Below are 20,169 nucleotides of genomic sequence, written 5' to 3'. Positions count from 1 at the left end.
GGGTTAGGCAGGTGGGAGACTTGATCCGTGAGCGGCGAAAGGCTGCCTTTGGGTTCAAGCGGACCCCGGATGAAAGCCACCGACGGGAGCTCCAGGAATTGGATGACGAACTGGCCAAGTACCGGATCGATATCCCGGCGGTCCAGCGGCGCTCCGCCATGACGAAGGCCGGATTATGAGCCCGGCAATCAAGCAGACGGTGATCGTAGCGGTCATTGTCGTGGCCATCGCGGTGGGCGCGGTTCTGGCCTGGAAGGCACTGAAACCGTCCGGTCCGGGGGTGGGTTTTGTCAGCGGTAACGGTCGGATCGAGGCCACCGAGATCGATGTCGCCACCAAGCTAGCCGGGCGGGTGCAGGACATCATGGTCAACGAGGGCGACTTCGTCAGCATCGGCCAGCCACTGGCACAGATGCAGGTCGAGGTGCTCGATGCGCAGCGCGACGAGGCCCTGGCCCAGTCGCGGCAGGCCGTCACCGCGGTCGCCAGCGCTCAGGCCCAGGTAGGCGTGCGCAAGAGCGATCAGGCCGCGGCCGTGGCCCTGGTCGGGCAGCGCGAGAGCGAATTGGATGCGGCGCAGCGGCGGCTGGCGCGCTCCGAGACGTTGGCCAAGAAGGGCGTGACGACGCTTCAGGTCTTGGACGACGACCGCGCCCGCGTGCGCGGCGCGCAAGCCACGTTGACCGGCGCGCAGGCCCAGGTGGAGGCCGCCAGTGCGGCGATTACGGCCGCGCAGGCGCAAGTCGTGGGCGCGGACTCCGGGGTGGCCGCCGCCGAGGCGACCGTGGCCCGCGTCGAGGCGGACATCGAGGACAGCGAGCTCAAGTCGCCGCGCGACGGTCGGGTGCAATACCGCATCGCACAACCCGGCGAAGTTCTGGCCGCGGGTGGCCGGGTCCTCAACCTGGTCGACCTGGGCGATGTCTATATGACCTTTTTCCTGCCCGAGACGGTGGTTGGCAAGGTGGCGCTGGGCGCGGAAGTCCACATCGTGCTCGACGCGGCCCCACAGTACGTGATCCCGGCGCGGGTGTCCTATGTGGCCAGTACCGCCCAGTTCACGCCCAAGACCGTGGAGACGGCGAGCGAGCGGCAGAAGTTGATGTTCCGGGTCAAGGCGCAGATCGATCGCGACTTGCTCCAGCAGCACCTTAAACTGGTCAAGACTGGCCTTCCCGGGGTGGCCTGGCTCAAGCTGGATGGGGCGCTGCCATGGCCAGCGAAGCTCGCGATCAAGTTGGCACAGTGAGCCCGTCCGACGCCGAGCGGGGAGGGGACCTGTCGCGTCAGCGCATCGACACACCGGGGCGCGATGCCGCGGCTCCAGTTGCCACGCTCGCTGGCGTCGGCCTGCGGTATGGCAAGGTCGTGGCCCTGGCCGAGGTAACGTTGGAGCTGCCGCCCGCGCGCATGGTGGGACTGCTCGGCCCGGACGGTGTCGGCAAATCCAGCCTGCTGGCGCTGCTCGCCGGGGCGCGCGCCGCGCAGCTGGGCCGGGTGCAGGTCTTGGGGGGCGACATGGGTCGTAGTCGCCATCGTGCGCGCGTCTGCCCCCGCATTGCCTACATGCCACAGTGCCTGGGAAAGAACCTCTATCCAACCCTGTCGGTGGAGGAGAACCTTCAATTCTTCGCGCGCTTGTTCGGTCACCGGGCCTTGGAGCGGCGCCGCCGCATCGACGAACTGACCGGCGCCACCGGGCTTGCCCCGTTCCTGTCGCGTACCGCCGGTGCGCTCTCCGGCGGGATGAAACAGAAGCTGGCCCTGTGTTGTGCCCTGATCCACGACCCCGACCTGCTGATCCTGGATGAGCCAACCACCGGTGTCGATCCGCTGGCCCGCGCCCAGTTCTGGGACCTGATTGCACATATTCGTACCGAGCGCCCGGGGATGAGCGTGATCGTGGCCACGGCCTACATGGACGAGGCGCAGCGTTTCGACTGGCTGGTGACCATGGATGCCGGCCGCGTCCTGGCTACCGGGACGCCGGCCGAACTGCTCGCGCGTACCGGAGCCGAGACGCTGGACGCGGCCTTCATCAGGCTCCTGCCGGAGATCAGGCGGCGTGACTACCGGGCCGTGACGATCCCGCCGCTGGTCGTCGTCGAGGGCGCTGCGCTGGCCATCGAGGCGCAGGACCTGACCATGCGCTTCGGTGACTTTGTCGCCGTCGATCACGTCAACATTTCCATCCGCCGCGGCGAGATCTTTGGCTTCATCGGTTCCAACGGCTGCGGTAAGTCGACCACCATGAAGATGTTGACGGGCCTGCTGCCGGCCAGCGAGGGACAGGCACGGCTCCTCGGGCATGCGGTCGATGCGCAGGATTTGGACGGGCGTCGCCGCCTGGGCTATATGTCGCAGTCGTTCTCGCTGTATTCGGAGTTGTCGGTGCAGCAGAATCTGGTGCTGCACGCGCGGCTCTTTCAGGTGCCGGAGGCGGCGATCCCGGAACGCGTGGGTGAGATGCTGGAGCGCTTTGGCCTGACTGAGGCGGTGGACGCGCTACCCGACCAGCTGCCGCTGGGAATTCGTCAGCGCCTGTCACTGGCCGTGGCGATGGTGCATCGACCGGAACTGTTGATCCTGGATGAGCCGACCTCGGGTGTGGACCCCATCGCCCGCGACCGCATCTGGCAATTGATGATCGACCTGGCACGCCAGGATCATGTCACGATCTTCATCTCCACCCATTTTATGAACGAGGCCGGCCGGTGTGACCGCATTGCGCTGATGCATGCCGGGCGCGTGCTGGCCACGGATGTTCCGGCCGAATTGGTGCGAAAGCGCGGCGTGGCCACGTTGGAAGCGGCATTCATCGGCTATCTGGAGGAGGCCGGTGCGCGCGGCGAGCCCACCGTGGCCGCGGCATCACCGGTCCCAATCACCGCGCCGGCCGCTGAGCGCGTGCGTCAACTTCCCTTCAGCCCAAGCCGCGCCTGGAGCTACACCCTGCGCGAGACCCTGGAGCTGCAACGCGACCCGGTGCGTGCCACCATGGCGCTCTTGGGGACGGTGATCCTGATGTTCGTCTTCGGTTATGGCATCAGCCTCGACGTGGAGAACCTGAGCTATGCGGTGCTCGATCGCGACCAGACCATACTGAGTCAGAACTATGCCCTGAATCTGTCCGGTTCGCGCTATTTCATCGAGCGACCACCGATCGTCGACTACGCCGATCTGGACCGGCGCATGCGGGCCGGCGAGCTGGCCCTGGCCATTGAGATCGAGTCCGGCTTTGCGCGCGACCTGGCGCGTGGGCATGCGGTGCAGATCGGCGCCTGGGTCGACGGTGCCATGCCGGTCCGGGCCGAGACGGTGCGCGGTTATGTCCAGGGGATGCACCAGGGCTGGCTGCTGGGTCAGGCGGCCCGCCGACTCGGCCAGGACACCGCGCCCGGCCCAGCCACGATCGCCACGCGTTTTCGCTACAACCCAGACGTCCGCAGCCTACCGGCGATGGTGCCGGCCGTCATCCCGATATTGTTGCTGATGATCCCGGCGATGCTGGCGGCACTCTCGGTGGTGCGTGAGAAGGAGTTGGGCTCGATCGTCAATCTCTATGTCACCCCGGTCACCCGCAGCGAGTTCCTGCTCGGCAAGCAGTTGCCCTATGTGGTATTGGCGATGTTCAATTTTGCACTATTGACCCTGTTCGCCGTCACGGTCTTCGGTGTGCCGGTGAAGGGCAGCCTACTGACGCTCACTGCAGGGGCCTTGCTCTTCGTGCTGTTCTCCACCGGCTTCGGACTCTTTGCCTCGACCTTTACCCGCAGCCAGATCGCGGCGTTGTTCGTCACGATGATCGGAACCATGATCCCGGCCATCCAGTTCGCCGGTATGCTCAATCCGGTCTCCTCGCTCGAGGGGTTTGGTTATGTCATCGCCCGAATCTATCCCGCCTCGTACTTTCTGACCATCAGTCGGGGCGTATTCAACAAGGCATTGGACTTCGGCAGCCTTGCCGGCTCATTCTGGCCGCTGGCATTGGCCGTGCCGGTCATTCTCGGGCTGTCGATCGTGTTGCTGAAGAAACAGGAGGGCTAGCCCATGCCGCGCGCCGCCAGCATCTATCGCCTGGGCATCAAGGAACTTTGGAGTCTGGCACGCGACCCGATGATGTTGGTGCTGATCGCCTACACCTTCACGGTCTCGATCTATGTTGCCGCCACGGCGATGCCGGAGACGCTGCACAAGGCGCCGATCGCTATCGTCGATGAGGATGGTTCGCCGCTCTCGCTGCGCATCGCCACCGCGTTCTATCCGCCACGCTTCAACCCTCCCGCGATGATTTCACTCGCTGGCATCGATGCCGGGATGGATGCCGGCGACTACACCTTCGTGTTGGATATCCCGCCGGCCTTTCAGAGCGACGTGCTCGCCGGGCGCTCGCCGGTCATCCAGCTCAACGTCGATGCCACGCGGATGAGTCAGGCCTTTACCGGCAGCGCCTATGTCCAGCAGATGGTGTTGGGAGAGGTCACCGAGTTTGTCCAGCGCTATCGCGGCACTGCCCCTTTGGCGGTGGAATTGGCCCTGCGTGCGCGCTTTAATCCCAATCTGGAACAGTCCTGGTTCGGTGCAGTGATGGAGATCATCAATAACGTCACCCTGCTGTCGATCATCCTGACCGGCGCGGCCCTGATCCGTGAACGCGAGCACGGTACCATCGAGCACCTGTTGGCGATGCCGGTCACTCCTGCCGAGATCATGCTGTCGAAGGTCTGGTCGATGGGGCTGGTGGTCCTGCTGGCCGCCGCCATGGCCTTGGCGTTGATCGTACAGGGCCTGCTGCGTATACCCGTCGAGGGTGCGGTTACCCTATTTCTGGCCGGTGCCGCGCTACACCTGTTTGCCACGACGTCGTTAGGTATCTTCATGGCCACGCTGGCGCGTTCGATGCCCCAGTTCGGAATGCTGGCGGTACTGATCCTGCTCCCGCTGCAACTGCTCTCCGGCAACTCTACTCCGCGCGAGAGTATGCCGGCGCTGGTGCAGACCCTGATGCTGGGTGCGCCTACGACCCACTTCGTCGTGCTCAGCCAGGCGATACTCTACCGCGGTGCGGGAATCATGGTGGTATGGCCTGCATTTCTTGCCTTAGCCGGGATCGGCGCGGTGTTCTTTGGTATCGCGCTCAACCGCTTCCGGCGGACCATCAGCCAGATGGCCTAGGCTTTAGGGTTAAGAGGATCGATCGGTGTGCGATGGCCAGCGGCGACTCAGCGCTTGGAGTCTCGTTGTAAGCGGGGGGCTGGGGCGCGTTCGCTGCCACGCGCTTCTTCATCTAGGGGGTGGCCTCGTGCTGGTTTCTCGGATATGTGTGCCAACGTACCGACGATTCGGCCCTGCTTAGGTAAGCTGCCGATCAAGCTGGCGAGACGGTGCAATGATTCTGATTCGTCTTAGGCTGGCTTATCGTCGCGACGCGGCTGGGGCGTTTCACCTCGTGACGGCATTGGGCGCCCCATCACCTCCTCAAGCGTCATTTCCCGGAACAACACTGGATAATAACCCATGAATCATTCCATTCTGATTACCGCGCTGATCCTCGGCTTTGGTCTGGTCGCGTGTGATAAGCCACCCACGGTGGTGGCTGTTCCCACGGCGGTGCCTGGACCCGCGGGTCCGCAGGGTGCCACCGGCGATCAAGGCGCCAAGGGCACGACCGGGGCACCGGGCCGCAAGGGCGAGACCGGCAAGCCCGGTGATACCATCCTGCTGGAGCCTGCGACGCCACCCAAGTAAGGTTCCTCGCCGGGGCCTTGATGGCCGTAGCAGCGGCTTCCAGCCGCTTCGAAACGCATGGAAGTCCAACCCGGGTAATCGGCCCGGGTGGGCACCGACGGTCCCCGCCGACGACTCGGCTTGCTGGACGGCCCCGCAGCCAACCTCGTGCCGCTCCCGGCACTGCCCGTGCGAGCCGTTCAACGCAGGCGGCACGCTTATCACTCCACTGTGCGTATGTTGGCCAGCGAACGGACCGCGCGTTCCGTTCGGTGTACAAAGAAGATCAGTGATGCCGATTAAATGACCTGCAAGGATCCTGCGTGAGTGAACTCACGGATACCGTGCCGGACGCATCATGATCGAGTCTGGCGTCAGACTGAGAGTCTTGTCTCTTGTCGGCGCCCAGTCATACTATCCGGTGCCTATGGCACGATGATTGGAGAAGAACATGTCGACCAGTACATTTGAAGCAAGAAAGTCCGCGGAAATTGCGGAAAATCAGGCTCGTGAAGCGGAAGCTCACGCACGTGAAGCCGAGGCCAACGCCCTTGAAGCCGAAGCTAACGCAGTTGAGGCGGAGGCTCGCGCAAGAGAGGACGTGGCCAACCGTGGTGGTCCGATCGATGGAGTGGTAGTCGTGGTGGCCGAGGCTTGACAGGTGCTGAGGAAGGCAACCGGTCGGATACGTTCGTGATCGCCGCTCGGCCTGTTAAACCCAAGTCCGACAATTGCTCACGCCAAGGCGCCAAGGCGCCAGGCTCGCCAAGAAATACCGGAAAACAGGCTAGGCATACACGCCCCCGTCGGTGAATCGCTCCGCGCCGATAACACACTGAAATACCTTGACGAGCTTGGAGCCTTAGCGTGACAACAGCCCTTTCTAGGGTCAAGTTGCGAACGGCGGCGCTGGGTCCGCTTGGCTGGTGTCTGGGATCACTTGAAGGCCTTCAGTAAGGTCCGGAAGCGCGTCGTTAGCGATGTCGCATGTGGCGTGACCGGCGGCACTTCACGATCAATGCCAAGCAGCTCATAGACGGCCATCTGGGCGGCACGCACGGAATACTCGACGGTAAATACGCAGTCGTCTGGAATTTCCACGAATTGACTGATGAACGCGAGGTTTTTCGATCCCTGAGGTACCGGTAAGGGCCGATCCCCGCTGTGGCGGGGCATGAACATGCTAGTGAGGTAGGGCATTCGGCACGGAATGCAGTTGGCCGTTGCCAGGATGTCCGAGTCGAATCGCAGGTGACCGCAGAGTTCCTGCAGAATTTCCGCCCCATTGCACTCGGCCATGGCTTTCGGAACGAAATTTCCCACCCGATCCGGAAACAGCGAATACCCCCAGAACACTTGGACGTCGGCCGGCTGATTCAGGAAGTGTGGTTGGTAGGCCAACACAATGGACATCAGCCAATTCGAGTCCTTGAACGTCACCAGCCCGCCGGTGCCTGGCTCGTTGCCGCTGAAGTCGAGCATCTTGTCGAAGAACGCCGGGTCCTTCAAGGTGACGGTGAATGATTCCCACCAAGACTGGGCGATGCAACTGTTGAAGGCCGCGGGGTTGCCAAAGTGCGGCCGGCCCTCGGCCAGCGCTTCCCACAGGGTCCAACCATTGCTCTGCGCCTTGGTCAGCTTGGCGGGGGCGCTCGTCATGGAGCCCAGGCTGGAGGCGTCCGTCATGGAGGCGTTCTGGATGAAGACGAGGTCGCCGTGCTTGACGCAAATCGATTCCCGCGCGCCGTGGCGCAGGCAATCCATGCCGGTCACGATGAGCTGACCGTCTTCGGTCCGGTGGTCGAGGCCGGTCACTGTGCAGTCCGGGATCAGGTGGACGCCTTGGGCGTCGAGCCAGGTCTGGAGGGGCAGCACGAGCGAGTCATGCTGGTTGTAGATGGTGCGCTTGACGCCTGCCAGGGTCTCGATGCGTGAGAACTCGAGGATAAAGCGCAGCAGGTAGCGCTTGAACTCGACGGCGCTATGCCACGGCTGGAAGGCGAAGGTGGTGGACCAAAGGTACCAGAATGTGGTTTCAAAAAACGCGGGTGAGAGCCAGTCGGTAATGCAGCTGGCGGCCAGTGTCGCCTCGTCGGTGCGGCTGAGCTTCAGTAATTCAAGGCGGTCCTGCATGGAGAACCCCATGGACTTCACCGGGACCTTGGCGCGGCGGCGGTCGATGAGTCGAGCCAGCGCGTTGGAGCGGTGTTTCTCGTTGAATGCCATGGTCTCGTCAAAGACCGATTGGCCATCCTCTTGCAGCGAGGGGATCGACTTGTAGAGGTCCCAGGTACATTCGTAATTTTCGGTGGTGACCATGCGTCCGCCGCGCATCGAATACCCCGTCTGCGGGTCTCCCGCGCCGTCCAGGCTACCGCCCAGGACCGGCGCTGCTTCCAGGATCGAAATGTTGGCGCCTGGCAGATGGCCGTCGCGGATCATGAAGGCGGCGGCGGCCAGTGAGCCGATACCACCACCGACGAGATAGACTCTTGGTGCTGTACTCATGTTATGCGGACCTCGCCGCCGATGAGAGGGGATGCGCGCTGCTCCCGCATGGATGCGCCAGTCACAAACCAACGACCGGGCCGATGGCCCGATCGCTGGACGGTCCTGCGTCCTACTTGAGGTCTGGTGCCGTGTCCTTGTTGGTGCTGAAATCCGTGGCCGCGTAGGCCGGGCAGAAGCGGAAGTACGCAGTGGCGAGCAGGACCGCGCCGATCACTCCAGCGACCCAGCTGCCGCCGCGTATGGCTCCGAGGATCAGTAGGACCGCAACACCGGCGCGGATTATGCGATCGGTATTGCCGATGTTGGGCTTCTTGATGTCGAAGTTCATGTTAGCGGTCCTTTTCAATATCTGCCTTGAGGTCGCCCAGACCAGCCTGGACCTTGCCCACGTTCTTTTGGATATTGCCTTCCAATTCAAGGTGTTTGTTGCCGACGACGTTACCGGCAACTTCCTTGACTTTGCCCTTGGCTTCTTCGACGCGGCCTTTGACCTGTTCTTTGTTCATGGTGGTATCCTGATGTGACGTTGAATAATGACCAGGTTGGTCATGATCCGAGCGGGGACTGGGTTCCCATCGCTATCTGTGAAGAATATCCCGCAGGGAGGGGGGCATTCGGTGCGGCACCGCACTCAGCTGGCGATTCTTCTGCGCGAAAACGACCTGGTTGTGCCCGGTTCAGAGGCGTCGTTGCACATTCCTTGGGGTGTTGGCGAGGCACAAAAAAGTCCGGTCTCCGGCGAAACCCGGGGACCGGTCGTCCTTTAGGCCGCCGTGGGGGAAGGGGCCTAATGGATGAGTGCCATCCCTTGCGTGCGGTTGCACTGGTCCGTGCTGAAACGAAACGGAGCCAAGGGCGCGCCGGAGCGACGCGTGACTATTGGTTGCACTGCCTTAGCTGATCCGGCCCGAGTTCCGTCACGACCACGCGGCGACGCAGTGGATTGTTCTCCAATGGACCCATGTCGATGGCCGCACCGTTGGCGGCGACATCGTTGCCGCCTTCCCGGGCCATGCCCTTCACCTCGCGGATATCGGCGGCGGGGTAACCATGGTCGATCATGTAGTTTTTGATGGTATCGGCGCGGTTTTCGCTTAACACCTGGTTGAGTTGCAGGCTGCCCGGTTTGTCGGTGTGGCCGACGATGCTGACCACCCCGTCACGCGGGGTGCCTTGAATTCCGCTATCAGGGCATCGAGTTTGGTCAGCTCTTCGGGGTTGCGGATGTCCTGGAGCTCTTACCTGTTGATTTCAAACAGCAGGCGCATGCCCAGTGGGGCATGGGGAACAAAGCCCTAAGCACGGGGGCCAGTGCCCTACCCGGTTCAGCGCCGCAACTGGTCGGTCTTATCCTTTGACTGTTGCGCCTCGAATGCCGCCGAGGCCTCGTTCTCGGCCTTGGTGCGGGCCTGCAGGTTCGCTTCACTCGGATTGGCGTGTTGCCTGGCCTCGGCGGCGGTGGCCGCGTCGACCTTCTGGTGCATGTACTGTTCGCTGGCGGTGGGCGCCGGTGCTCCCGTCTCACCCGTGGCCTTGGCCTCACGCGCTTCAATGGTGGCCTGGTCAATCACGGCCTGTGCGCAGAGTGCACCGGACAGGGCGATGGTCATGGCCGCGGCGGACGTAACGAGCAGATGCTTCGTGGACATTGCGATTTCTCCAGGATGTGGTTTTACGAACGATAGGCCTTAAGCCCTGGTCAGTCGGTGCGCCGGCCAACATAGCGCCTGGCCTTTTCCTCGCTCAGGGTGTGTGGGTCTGATGGCAGGTCGCGCTCGGTTCGATGCCGCACAGACCGCCACTGCTGCGCTACGCTAATCTTTAGGGGAGCTCCGGGGCGTCCGGTGAGCCTAAAGGCAGAGCGACGCAGAACCAGGGTTGTCAGGCTAATGAAGGCCGGCACACCGACCATGAATAGGCGCGGTATGAAATCACTATTCGCGCAATCCCCGGGACTTACCCAGCTCCATTCCGAGGCTTGGGAAGCGTCAGGGAGCCGACCCCCGCGAGGACTGAATGCATCAAATGATCCACCGCAGCGGTGCGGCCGTCCTGCTGCTGGCCTTGGGCGGTTGCGCCGCGATCGGGCGGCCGCCGAGCGCCACGGTGGATGTCCCGGTCGGCTGGTCGGGTGTAGTGGCCTCTGCGACGCTCGGCGGCGCCTCGCTGGTGCACTGGTGGTCGCGGTTCGGCGACCCGGTACTCAGCCAATTGGTGGCCCAGGCACTGCGGGCGAACACCGACGTCCAGGGTGCTGAGGCGGCCCTGCGGCAGGCCCGGGCACTGCGCGATGTGGCGGCGGGGGCGCTGTGGCCGACGCTCGACGCTTCGGCTTCCGCCCAGCACAGCAGCGCGGGCGGCAAGAGTACCGGGGAGCGCATCCAGGTCGGCCTGGATGCGAGTTGGGAGCTGGATATCTTCGGTGTCAACCGCAGTGCGCTCGCCGCCACGGATGCCACCGCGCGGGCCAGTGCCGCGAGTCTGGGTGAGGTGCAGGTGTCGATCGCCGCGGAGGTGGCGTTGGCCTATATCACACTGCGCAGCGCTGAGGCACTGTCGGGGATTGCGGATGACAACCTGTCGAGCCAGCTTGAGACCTTGCAGATCACTCAGTGGCGCCTGCAGGCGGGGCTCACCACCTCGCTCGAGGCAGAGCAGGCGATGACCCAGGCCGAGCAGACGCGCGCCCTGTTGCCGGTGATTCAGACCAGCATCGCGCAGTCAAGGTACGCGCTGGCGGTGTTGACCGGACAGCCGCCCGCGGCCCTGGCGACGGCGTTGGCGTCCGCCGGTCCGGTGCCGCAGGTGGCCGGTGACCTGGCCTTGAGCTTCCCCGCCGACACCCTGCGCCAGCGTCCCGATGTCCGTGCCGCCGAGTACACGATGCTGGCGGCCATGGCCCGCGTGGCCGAGGCCCAGGCGGCGCGTGCGCCCAATTTCACGATCGGCGGTTCGCTGGGTCTCGACGCGCTGACCCTGGCCGCGCTGACCCAGGGCGCCTCGGTGGTCAGCGTGCTGCTGGCGAGCGTGACCATGCCGCTGTTCGATGGCGGTTCCTTGCGCGCCCAGGTGCGCGCCCAGCAGGCGGCGCTGGATCAGGCGGGCTCGACCTACAAGGCCGCGGTGCTGACGGCGCTCAAAGATGTGGAAGACGCGCTGGTGGCCTTGCGCGGTGATCGCGAACGCTTCGTGCACCTGCAACTCGCCGCGGCGGCGGCCGCCAACGCCGCGCTGCTGGCGCGCCAGCGCTATCGCGGTGGGGTGGTCGACTTCCAGACCGTGCTCGATACCCAGCGCACCCAACTCACCACCCAGGAAGCCCTGGCCACGGTCCGCGCCGCGGTCAGCTCCGACCATGTGCGTCTTTACAAGGCGCTCGGCGGCGGGTGGCAACCCGACGGCGGCGACGCGATGGCTCAGTCCAGCCAGGCTGTCAGGCGTCATAACCCACCATCGCGCGGGCAGGATTAACCAGATGAACACTCCCACCCCACCGGTTGCAGTCGCGCCGCCGACTGAGCCGGGCCGTGACACCGAAACCGATACCGATCTCAGCACACTGCTCGACGAGCCCGTGCCGCCCGCCTGGTACCGCCGCCGCGCACTGTGGGCGGCCGTGTTGCTGCTCGCGCTGACGGCCACTGGCCTGTGGTTTTGGCAGGCGCGCAAGAGCGCAAGCGCGGCGCCTGCTTATGTCACCGAGGTGGTCGCGCGCGGGAACCTGACGCTGACCGTCACCGCCAACGGGACCCTGCAACCGACGCGCTCGATCAACATCGGCAGCGAAACCTCGGGGACGGTCCTGAAGGTCAACGTCGACGTCAATGACCAGGTCAAGAAGGGCCAGGTGCTGGTCGAGTTGGACACGGCCAAGCTCCGCGACCAGATCCTGCTCTCGCGTGCGGCCTTGGCCGTGACCAATGCCAAGGTCGCGCAGACCGTCGCGACGGTGAAGGAGGCCACGGCCAGCATGACGCGACTCGACGAGGTGGCGCGGCTCTCGGGCGGCAAGGTGCCGTCCAAGACCGAGCTCGACATCGCCCACGCCACGCTGGAGCGGGCGATCGCCGACGCGGCCAGCGCCCGCGCCAGCGTCGATGAAGCCAAGGCGACCCTGTCCACCAATGGGATCAACCTGTCGAAGGCATCGATCACTGCCCCATCGGACGGCGTGATACTGACGCGCAATGTCGACCCCGGCAACGCGGTGGCCGCCTCATTACAGGCGGTGACCCTGTTCACTCTGGCCGAGGACCTGGCGCAGTTGCGCCTCCAGGTCTATGTCGATGAGGCCGACGTCGGTTCGGTCAAGGTCGATCAGGAGGCCACCTTCACTGTCAGCGCCTACCCGAGCCGCAAGTACCCGGCGCGGATCACCCGGGTGGCCTTCGGTTCCACCATCACTGACAACGTCGTCACCTACCTGACCCTGTTGGCCGTAGAAAACACCGATCTGACCCTGCGTCCCGGCATGACGGCCACCGCCACCATCACCGCGACCCAGCGCAAGGACGTGTTGCTGGTCCCAAACACGGCGCTGCGTTTCACGCCGAGGGCGGCGGCTGGCACGGCGGCGGCCGGCACCAGCATCGTCTCCAGCCTGATTCCGCGCGGACCCGCCCGGACCGCGCGCAAGTCCGCCGCGCTGGGCGCCAGCACCGCCGGGGCGCGCCAGGTGTGGGTGTTGCCCGACGCCGATCACAGCACCGCGGTCGCGGTGGCGGTCACGGCCGGCATCAGCGATGGCCATCTGACCGAGATCACCGGCGGCGACCTGAAGGCAGGTATGCAGGTGATCACCGACCAGAAGACGGCGGCGCCATGAGTGACGCCCCTGCACTGACGCGTGCCGCCCCCCCGGTGGCGGTCGGCCAACCGCTGATCCGGCTGCGCGGTGTCACCAAGGTGTATGGCACCGGTGAGGTCGCGCTGCTGGCGCTCAAAGGCATCGATCTTACGATTGCGGCCGGCGAGTTCGTGGCGATCATGGGCCCCAGCGGTTCGGGCAAGTCGACCGCGATGAACATCCTGGGCTGTCTGGATACCCCGACCGCCGGGCAATACCTGTTCCTCGGCGCCCACGTCGAGTCGCTGTCGCGTGACCGACTGGCCCGGCTGCGCCGCCGCTATCTGGGCTTCGTGTTCCAGGGCTTCAATCTGTTGGCGCGCACCTCGGCGCAGGAGAATGTCGAGCTGCCGCTGGTCTATCGCGGCGAGGGGGCCGCCGCGCGCCACGCCGCCGCGGCCAAGGCGCTGCGTTCGGTGGGCCTGGGCGGCTGGGAACACCACACGCCGGCGGAGCTCTCCGGCGGGCAGCAGCAGCGGGTGGCCATCGCCCGGGCCATCGTCACCGAACCCGCCGTCCTGCTGGCCGACGAGCCCACCGGCAACCTCGACACCCGGCGCAGCCAGGAGATCATGGATCTGCTGCGCGGCCTGAACACGGACCACGGCATCACCGTGCTGATGGTCACGCACGAGCCCGATATGGCCGCCTATGCGCGGCGCCTGGTGCACTTCATCGATGGGCGTATCGACAGCGATGTGCTGAACCCGCACCCCGTTGAACCGGGGCTGCCGGCGGGGCAGGCGCGCTGATGCTGCTCAATTCACTCTGGCTCGCGCTGCGCTCCATCCGCCGCAATCTGCTGCGCTCTTTCCTGACCATCCTCGGCATCGTGATCGGGGTGAGCGCGGTGATTACCATGGTTACGCTCGGCAAGGGTGCGACCCAGGCGGTGCAGACGCAGATTGCGGGGCTCGGCAGCAACCTGCTGATGGTCCGCACCGGCCAGCGCCAGGGGCACGGTGGCGGGGCGGGCGCACCCGCGTTCAAGGAGGCCGATGCCGCGGCTATCCTGGCGGAACTCGGCGGCGTGGCGGCGGCGGCACCGGAAGGTCGCACCAACGTCACCGTGGTCGGCAACGGCCGCAACTGGGCGACCAACGTCACCGGCAGCACCAACGCCTGGTTTACCACCGGCAACTGGAAGCTTGCCTCCGGTCGTACCTTCGAGGCGGAGGATCAGAGCGTCGGCGGCGCCGTCTGCATCGTCGGCGAGACGGTGCGGCGCGAGATCTTCGGTGGCGCGGTGGGTGCCGGGGGGCTGGGCGCGCAGCTGCGCATCAAGCAGTTCTCGTGCGAGGTCATCGGTGTGCTCGCCTCCAAGGGCCAGGCGGCGATGGGCAACGACCAGGACGACGTGGTGCTGGTCCCGCTGCACACCCTGCAACGCCGCGTTACCGGTACCCAGAGCGTCGCCACCCTGCTGGTGTCGATGCAGGAGGGCACCGATAGCACGCGGCTGAAGGCCAGTCTGACACAGCTGCTGCGCGAGCGCCGCAAGCTCACCGCGGGCGATGATGACAATTTCAACGTGCTCGACACCCAGCAGCTGGCTGAGACGCTCTCCGGTACCACCCAGGTGATGACCACCCTGCTCGGCGCCGTGGCCGCAGTGAGTCTGCTGGTGGGCGGTATCGGCATCATGAACATCATGCTGGTCAGCGTGACCGAGCGCACCCGCGAGATCGGCCTGCGCCTGGCCATCGGCGCCCTGGAGCGCGAGGTGCTGCTGCAGTTCCTGATCGAGGCGGTGGTCCTGGCCGCGCTCGGCGGCATCGTCGGGATCGTCATCGCCACCGGCGCCTCCATCGCGCTGGCGAGCGTCATGGGTGTCCCCTATCTGTTCGACCCGACCATCAATCTGCTGTCGTTCCTGTTCTCGGCCGGCATTGGGGTGCTGTTCGGCTATTTCCCGGCCCGGCGGGCTGCGCGGATGGACCCGATCGAGGCGCTGCGGCATGAGTAGAGTTCTTCATTCCGGCAGGACAGCGCAATCCAGTGCCAAGAACGGAAACCCTCATGTTGCAACAAGAAGATCATCAAAGCCTTTCGTCGGAACGACTGAAGTATTCCGGAAAAATCAAGTTCTCTTGGGTGATCTTTCTTTGTTTTATGTCAGCCCTTCAAATGAGAAAGTGAAAGAACTGGTGAGTCAGTTCAAATCTGCAAGAAAAATGCGTCCTAGCTTTGATGCCTAAAGCAGAAAAAATATGGCGGTACTGGCATTAGGTCAATCCGGCAAAAACTCGCGATCGAATATCTGTCTATCGGTATAGGGGCAGGCGTCAGGAAAACGATCCTCATCTAGCCCAGTCTCATTGGCCGCCGCGATCACCGCTGAGGGGTAGACATCGGCAATGGACTCTGCCAACAGCGATTTCAGGCTTGGATTTTCTTGCAGCAACCTGTCTAGGCGCCGCCGCTGATCTCTTATCGTTCGTTGCCAACTCTGGGAGCGTCGATCTTGCTGTACCTGCCATTTGAGCAGATGCATCAGCAAGACTTCCAGACGGCTTTCCATCGCCCTTTTCTCGCTCTTGCCCATGTCGTCTATCTCCTCCGCGACCTGTGCCCAGTCGATGTCGGTTAGCTTGCCGGCCCGTATCAAGGCGGCTTGCTCCTGTGCCCAGGCATAGAAATCCTGTCGGTAAGCAGTGGTCATGGATGCCGTCTCTTTGGGTATTGGTGCGAGGCGTCCGCCTAGCTGGTATGGGGTACACAGTAATAGAATCTAGTGTTCGTCCTGATGGGCCTGCACGGCGGCTGGTTGACCCTTGCCCGGTAGGATAGTCGCGTGGGCCAGCAACGGCAATCTCGGTCAAGCCGATGCTTTGCGAGGCAGGGTCCGCCGCGTCCCGTCGGCGGCTTTGATCATAACTCCGGCCACCCTGGGCGAGCTCAGGCTATGGAGATATAGAGAAAACAGTAAGTTACGGCGCCAACACCCTGCTTCGCAAGAGGCATTGGTCGGAATTACGATCAAGACCCCCGTCGGCCGAGCGTCGCGGTCGCTCGTTACACGTTCTGGCGGAACGACGATCCGTCGTCCTCCCCGTTGAGTCGCTCGGGTCGGCCGCACCAGGGTCGCTCCGGTTCGCGCACCCTCTTAATATGGGGAAGTCTTCCCGCGTGCGAGCCCCCCAGGTTGCCGGCGCCCGATGTGCAAGGGTTCGTTGCCTTAGGGTGCGCAGGACGGGCTCCACTTGTGCCCGCAAAGCAAGTGCCTCAGGGGCGGTTACTGCGGCGTCCCAGGGCGCTGTGGATCGCTTGACGGACGCCGCGTGGAAGCCCATGATCGTAACCCCCGATCACCGCTGCGTCGGGATCCTTCATCCTTAAGGGGTCCACGCTGCGGCGGCTTAAGGCGCGATGCGCGCCCGGGGCAGGCCGCAAGGTGCGTCCCTGACGCCGCCGACCGCGGTGCCGGCGGGTGCCCCGCGGTGTGGCGGGGCCGATCCGATCCGCTGATCGCTAAACCAGTCGAAATGCTGGTTGACACCCCCGTCGCGCATCCATACAATGCGCGGTCTTGGCTGGCCGGCTTACTAACGCCGGTTCGGTCATTTCACCTTCCGGTACCGATTCCGGAGCTTGGCCCGGACTCGTCCGGTCCCCGAAGCACTCGAATCCTCCCCGTGCGGGGCTGTCGTCTCCCGGCTTTTGTCTGGGCGGGCGTCAGCGTTTTTTTCGCATGCGATTTGCTGTGTTTGAGACAGGCGCGAGAACGCCGCTGGAGACCGATTGAATGGCAACGATCAACCAACTCGTGCGCAAGCCTCGCAAGCGCGACGTTGAAAAGAGTAACGTGCCGGCGCTGGAGTCGTGCCCGCAGCGCCGCGGTGTCTGTACCCGAGTGTACACCACCACGCCGAAGAAGCCGAACTCGGCCTTGCGTAAGGTCGCCCGTGTGCGCCTGACCAACGGCTTTGAGGTCGCTTCCTATATTGGTGGCGAGGGTCATAACCTCCAAGAGCACTCGGTGGTGCTCATCCGTGGGGGGCGCGTCAAGGACTTGCCTGGTGTGCGTTATCACACCATCCGCGGCACCCTGGACACCTCCGGTGTCGAGAAGCGCCGCCAGGGTCGTTCCAAGTACGGCGCCAAGCGTCCGAAGAAATAACGTGCTCGTGTCAGTCCCTGCGGGGGCTGGCGCCGAACACCCAGTCAGAAGGTCGGAGCCTAGAAGATGCCCAGAAGACGCGTAGCCGCACGCCGTCAGATCCTGCCGGATCCCAAGCACGGAAGCGAATTGTTGACCAAGTTCATCAATATGCTGATGGAAGACGGCAAGAAGTCGGTCGCCGAGCGGATTATCTATACTGCACTGGATCAGGTGGCCACCAAAAAGGGTGGTCCGCCGATCGGTCTCTTGGAGACGGCGATGGATAACGTGCGGCCGGTCGTCGAGGTCAAGTCCCGGCGCGTCGGTGGTGCGACCTATCAGGTGCCCGTGGAGGTGCGTCCGACCCGGCGCAACTCGCTCGCCATGCGTTGGCTGATCGATGCGGCGCGTAAGCGCTCCGAGAAGTCGATGGCCTTGCGCTTGGCTGGTGAATTGATGGATGCCGCCGAATCCCGGGGCTCGGCCGTCAAGAAGAAGGAAGACACCCACCGGATGGCAGAGGCGAACAAGGCCTTCTCACATTACCGTTGGTAGTTGTCGGCTCGCAGTTCTTTTTTTACTTGCAGGACGGAAATAGTCGTGGCACGCAGCACCCCCATCGAGCGTTATCGCAACATTGGTATCATGGCGCATATTGACGCCGGCAAGACCACGACGACTGAACGCGTCCTGTATTACACCGGCGTGTCCCACAAGATCTGTGAGGTGCATGACGGTGCCGCCACCATGGACTGGATGGTGCAGGAGCAGGAGCGCGGCATCACGATTACGTCGGCCGCGACCACCTGTTTCTGGAAAGGCATGGATCTGGGGCGTCCGGAGCACCGGATCAATATCATCGATACCCCGGGACACGTGGACTTCACCATTGAGGTGGAGCGCTCGTTGCGCGTCCTGGACGGTGCCTGCGCCCTGTTCTGCGCGGTCGGCGGGGTCGAGCCCCAGTCCGAGACGGTCTGGCGTCAGGCCAACAAGTATGGTGTGCCGCGTCTGGGTTTCGTCAATAAGATGGACCGCATGGGAGCCAACTTCTTGCGGGTCGTCCAGCAGTTGAAGGACCGTCTGGGTGCGACCCCGGTGCCGCTCCAGTTGCCGATCGGCGCGGAAGAGCACTTCAAGGGCGTGGTCGATCTCGTGAAGATGAAGGCCATCCTCTGGGACGAAGAGTCCAAGGGAATGAAGTTCGAGTACGCTGAAGTCCCGGCGGACATGCTTGAGCAATGCCAGGAGTGGCGTGAAAAGATGATCGAGGCCGCTGCCGAGGGCAGCGAAGCCTTGATGGAGAAGTACCTCGAAGGCGAGGCGCTGACCGAGGAAGAGATCAAGTTCGGCATCCGGGCGCGTACGCTGAAAAGCGAGATCACCCCGATGATGTGTGGTTCCGCCTTCAAGAATAAAGGCGTGCAGGCGATGCTGGATGGCGTCATCGATTACATGCCGTCCCCCAAGGACGTGCCTGCGATCACCGGCATCCTGGACGATAAGGACGAGAGTCAGGGCGAGCGGCCGGCCTCAGACGACGCCCCCTTTGCGGCCTTGGCGTTCAAGATCGCGACCGATCCCTTTGTCGGTACCCTGACCTTTTTCCGTGTCTATTCCGGCGTTCTGAGTTCCGGCGACAGTGTCTACAACCCGGTACGTGGCCGCAAGGAGCGACTGGGGCGCATGCTGCAGATGCATGCCAATGATCGTCATGAAATCCGTGAGGTCCATGCCGGCGATATCGCCGCGGCAGTGGGGCTGAAGGACGTCACGACTGGTGATACCCTGTGTGACCTGAATCAGATCATCACCTTGGAGCGCATGGAGTTTCCGGAGCCGGTCATCTCGGTGGCCGTGGAGCCGAAGACCAAGAGCGACCAAGAGAAGATGGGTATGGCGCTGCAGAAGCTGGCCCAAGAAGACCCGTCGTTCCGGGTGCGCACCGACGAGGAGTCAAGCCAGACCATCATCTCCGGTATGGGTGAATTGCACCTGGAGATCATCGTCGACCGCATGCGCCGCGAATTCAACGTTGAGGCCAATGTCGGGGCACCCCAGGTCAGTTACCGGGAGACCATCCGCAACGCGGTGCAGCAAGAGACTAAATTTGCACGTCAGACCGGCGGTCGCGGCCAGTATGGACACGTCTATATCAAGCTGGAGCCGCAGGAAGCGGGCAAGGGTTACGAGTTCGTCAACGGCATTGTCGGCGGTGTCATCCCCAAGGAGTACATCCCGGCGGTCGATAAAGGTATACAGGAGGCGATGCGCACCGGTATCCTGGCGGGCTTCCCGGTGGTGGACATTAAGGTCACCCTCTATGACGGTTCCTACCACGAGGTAGACTCCAGCGAAATGGCGTTTAAGATCGCCGGCTCGATGGCGTTCAAGGAGGGTTGTGCCAAGGCCAAGCCCCGGTTGCTGGAGCCGATCATGAAGGTCGAGGTGGTCACACCCGAAGAGAACATGGGTGATGTGATGGGCGACCTGAACAGTCGCCGCGGCATGATCCAGGGGATGGAGGATACGCCCTCCGGTAAGACCATCCGCGCCGAGGTGCCCTTGGCCCAGATGTTTGGCTATGCCACGGATCTGCGCTCCGCCACCCAGGGCCGGGCGACCTATAGCATGGAGTTTGCCAAGTACAACGAGGTGCCCGCCAGCATTGCCGAAGCGGTCGCCAAGAAACAGTAACGAGTGACACGGGAAGATCGGGATGTCCAAAGAAAAATTTTCGCGCACCAAGCCGCACTTGAATGTGGGCACGATCGGGCACGTGGATCATGGCAAGACCACGCTCACGGCCGCGATCACCATGCACCAGGCCAAGAAGTTTGGCGGCGTGGCGCGTGCCTATGACCAGATCGACAACGCCCCTGAGGAGCGCGAGCGCGGCATCACGATCGCCACGGCGCACGTCGAATACGAGACCAAGGCGCGCCACTATGCGCATGTGGACTGCCCGGGACACGCCGACTAT

21 protein-coding genes are annotated in these 20,169 nt (G+C 63.8%); 15 read left to right on the top strand and 6 right to left on the bottom strand.

Going from position 1 to position 20,169, the window contains the following annotated elements; translation table 11 throughout:
* The first annotated feature begins 11 nt into the window (after nt 1–11).
* The 6 genes from QZY44_RS12885 (at nt 12) to QZY44_RS12860 (ending at nt 6,385) form a co-directional block, all read left to right on the top strand.
* A complete protein-coding gene (locus tag QZY44_RS12885; RefSeq protein ID WP_295446811.1) occupies nt 12–179 on the top strand; it encodes a hypothetical protein in 168 nt (55 codons plus the stop codon).
* Entirely contained in the window at nt 176–1,249 is a 1,074-nt protein-coding gene (locus QZY44_RS12880) for an HlyD family efflux transporter periplasmic adaptor subunit (RefSeq protein ID WP_295446809.1), read from the top strand. Before QZY44_RS12885 ends, QZY44_RS12880 begins: the two co-directional genes overlap by 4 nt.
* Complete coding sequence (gene rbbA, locus QZY44_RS12875) at nt 1,213–4,047, top strand: ribosome-associated ATPase/putative transporter RbbA (protein ID WP_295446807.1); 2,835 nt, start codon at nt 1,213–1,215, stop codon at nt 4,045–4,047. Before QZY44_RS12880 ends, rbbA begins: the two co-directional genes overlap by 37 nt.
* Nucleotides 4,048–4,050: 3 nt before the next feature.
* Nucleotides 4,051–5,175, top strand: a complete 1,125-nt coding sequence (locus QZY44_RS12870) for an ABC transporter permease (protein WP_295446805.1) — start codon at nt 4,051–4,053, stop codon at nt 5,173–5,175.
* A 342-nt stretch (nt 5,176–5,517) separates the two neighbouring features.
* Entirely contained in the window at nt 5,518–5,748 is a 231-nt protein-coding gene (locus QZY44_RS12865; protein WP_295446804.1) for a hypothetical protein, read from the top strand.
* Between the two features lie 430 nt (nt 5,749–6,178).
* Nucleotides 6,179–6,385, top strand: a complete 207-nt coding sequence (locus QZY44_RS12860; RefSeq protein ID WP_295446802.1) for a hypothetical protein — start codon at nt 6,179–6,181, stop codon at nt 6,383–6,385.
* A 278-nt stretch (nt 6,386–6,663) separates the two neighbouring features.
* Here QZY44_RS12860 and QZY44_RS12855 read toward each other — a convergent pair whose 3' ends face one another.
* From QZY44_RS12855 to QZY44_RS12835, 5 genes are all read right to left on the bottom strand, one after another.
* Nucleotides 6,664–8,235 (bottom strand): oleate hydratase, encoded by a 1,572-nt coding sequence (locus QZY44_RS12855; protein ID WP_295446801.1) that lies wholly within the window; start codon nt 8,233–8,235, stop codon nt 6,664–6,666.
* Nucleotides 8,236–8,347: 112 nt separating this feature from the next.
* Nucleotides 8,348–8,566: a DUF2892 domain-containing protein gene (locus tag QZY44_RS12850; protein ID WP_295446799.1), complete on the bottom strand. Its 219-nt coding sequence runs from the start codon at nt 8,564–8,566 to the stop codon at nt 8,348–8,350.
* A gap of 1 nt (nt 8,567) precedes the next feature.
* A complete protein-coding gene (locus QZY44_RS12845) occupies nt 8,568–8,744 on the bottom strand; it encodes a CsbD family protein (RefSeq protein WP_295446797.1) in 177 nt (58 codons plus the stop codon).
* Nucleotides 8,745–9,114: 370 nt separating this feature from the next.
* The gene (locus tag QZY44_RS12840) at nt 9,115–9,393 is read right to left on the bottom strand and encodes an OmpA family protein (protein WP_295446795.1); all 279 of its coding nucleotides are present in this window, start codon (nt 9,391–9,393) and stop codon (nt 9,115–9,117) included.
* A gap of 170 nt (nt 9,394–9,563) precedes the next feature.
* Entirely contained in the window at nt 9,564–9,887 is a 324-nt protein-coding gene (locus QZY44_RS12835; protein WP_295446793.1) for a hypothetical protein, read from the bottom strand.
* 367 nt (nt 9,888–10,254) lie between these two features.
* Here QZY44_RS12835 and QZY44_RS12830 point away from each other — a divergent pair, with 367 nt between their 5' ends.
* Genes QZY44_RS12830 through QZY44_RS12810 form a run of 5 tightly spaced genes read left to right on the top strand, consistent with a single transcriptional unit; the run spans nt 10,255 to nt 15,282 of the window.
* Complete coding sequence (locus QZY44_RS12830) at nt 10,255–11,709, top strand: efflux transporter outer membrane subunit (RefSeq protein ID WP_295446791.1); 1,455 nt, start codon at nt 10,255–10,257, stop codon at nt 11,707–11,709.
* Between the two features lie 4 nt (nt 11,710–11,713).
* Entirely contained in the window at nt 11,714–13,063 is a 1,350-nt protein-coding gene (locus tag QZY44_RS12825; RefSeq protein ID WP_295446789.1) for an efflux RND transporter periplasmic adaptor subunit, read from the top strand.
* A complete protein-coding gene (locus tag QZY44_RS12820) occupies nt 13,060–13,836 on the top strand; it encodes an ABC transporter ATP-binding protein (RefSeq protein WP_295446787.1) in 777 nt (258 codons plus the stop codon). Before QZY44_RS12825 ends, QZY44_RS12820 begins: the two co-directional genes overlap by 4 nt.
* Nucleotides 13,836–15,050: an ABC transporter permease gene (locus tag QZY44_RS12815; protein ID WP_295446785.1), complete on the top strand. Its 1,215-nt coding sequence runs from the start codon at nt 13,836–13,838 to the stop codon at nt 15,048–15,050. The genes QZY44_RS12820 and QZY44_RS12815 overlap by 1 nt, the downstream gene beginning before the upstream one ends.
* The gene (locus QZY44_RS12810) at nt 15,043–15,282 is read left to right on the top strand and encodes a hypothetical protein (RefSeq protein ID WP_295446784.1); all 240 of its coding nucleotides are present in this window, start codon (nt 15,043–15,045) and stop codon (nt 15,280–15,282) included. The genes QZY44_RS12815 and QZY44_RS12810 overlap by 8 nt, the downstream gene beginning before the upstream one ends.
* A gap of 32 nt (nt 15,283–15,314) precedes the next feature.
* On the opposite strand, the gene QZY44_RS12805 is transcribed toward QZY44_RS12810, so the two are convergent.
* Nucleotides 15,315–15,746, bottom strand: coding sequence for a DUF29 domain-containing protein (locus tag QZY44_RS12805; RefSeq protein WP_295446782.1), 432 nt, complete (start codon nt 15,744–15,746; stop codon nt 15,315–15,317).
* 1,083 nt (nt 15,747–16,829) lie between these two features.
* Here QZY44_RS12805 and rpsL point away from each other — a divergent pair.
* The 4 genes from rpsL to QZY44_RS12785 all read left to right on the top strand — a co-directional run.
* Nucleotides 16,830–17,204, top strand: coding sequence for a 30S ribosomal protein S12 (gene rpsL, locus QZY44_RS12800; RefSeq protein WP_100921356.1), 375 nt, complete (start codon nt 16,830–16,832; stop codon nt 17,202–17,204).
* Nucleotides 17,205–17,270: 66 nt separating this feature from the next.
* Nucleotides 17,271–17,741, top strand: a complete 471-nt coding sequence (rpsG, locus tag QZY44_RS12795) for a 30S ribosomal protein S7 (protein ID WP_295446780.1) — start codon at nt 17,271–17,273, stop codon at nt 17,739–17,741.
* Nucleotides 17,742–17,786: 45 nt separating this feature from the next.
* Nucleotides 17,787–19,883, top strand: coding sequence for an elongation factor G (gene fusA / locus QZY44_RS12790; RefSeq protein ID WP_295446778.1), 2,097 nt, complete (start codon nt 17,787–17,789; stop codon nt 19,881–19,883).
* A gap of 22 nt (nt 19,884–19,905) precedes the next feature.
* Nucleotides 19,906–20,169 (top strand): GTP-binding protein (locus QZY44_RS12785; protein ID WP_295446776.1); only part of this gene is annotated, 264 nt, incomplete at its 3' end.

The organism is uncultured Thiodictyon sp., from assembly GCA_903837595.1.
Taxonomy (GTDB): domain Bacteria; phylum Pseudomonadota; class Gammaproteobacteria; order Chromatiales; family Chromatiaceae; genus Thiodictyon.
This window is presented reverse-complemented; position numbering and strand designations above follow the sequence as displayed.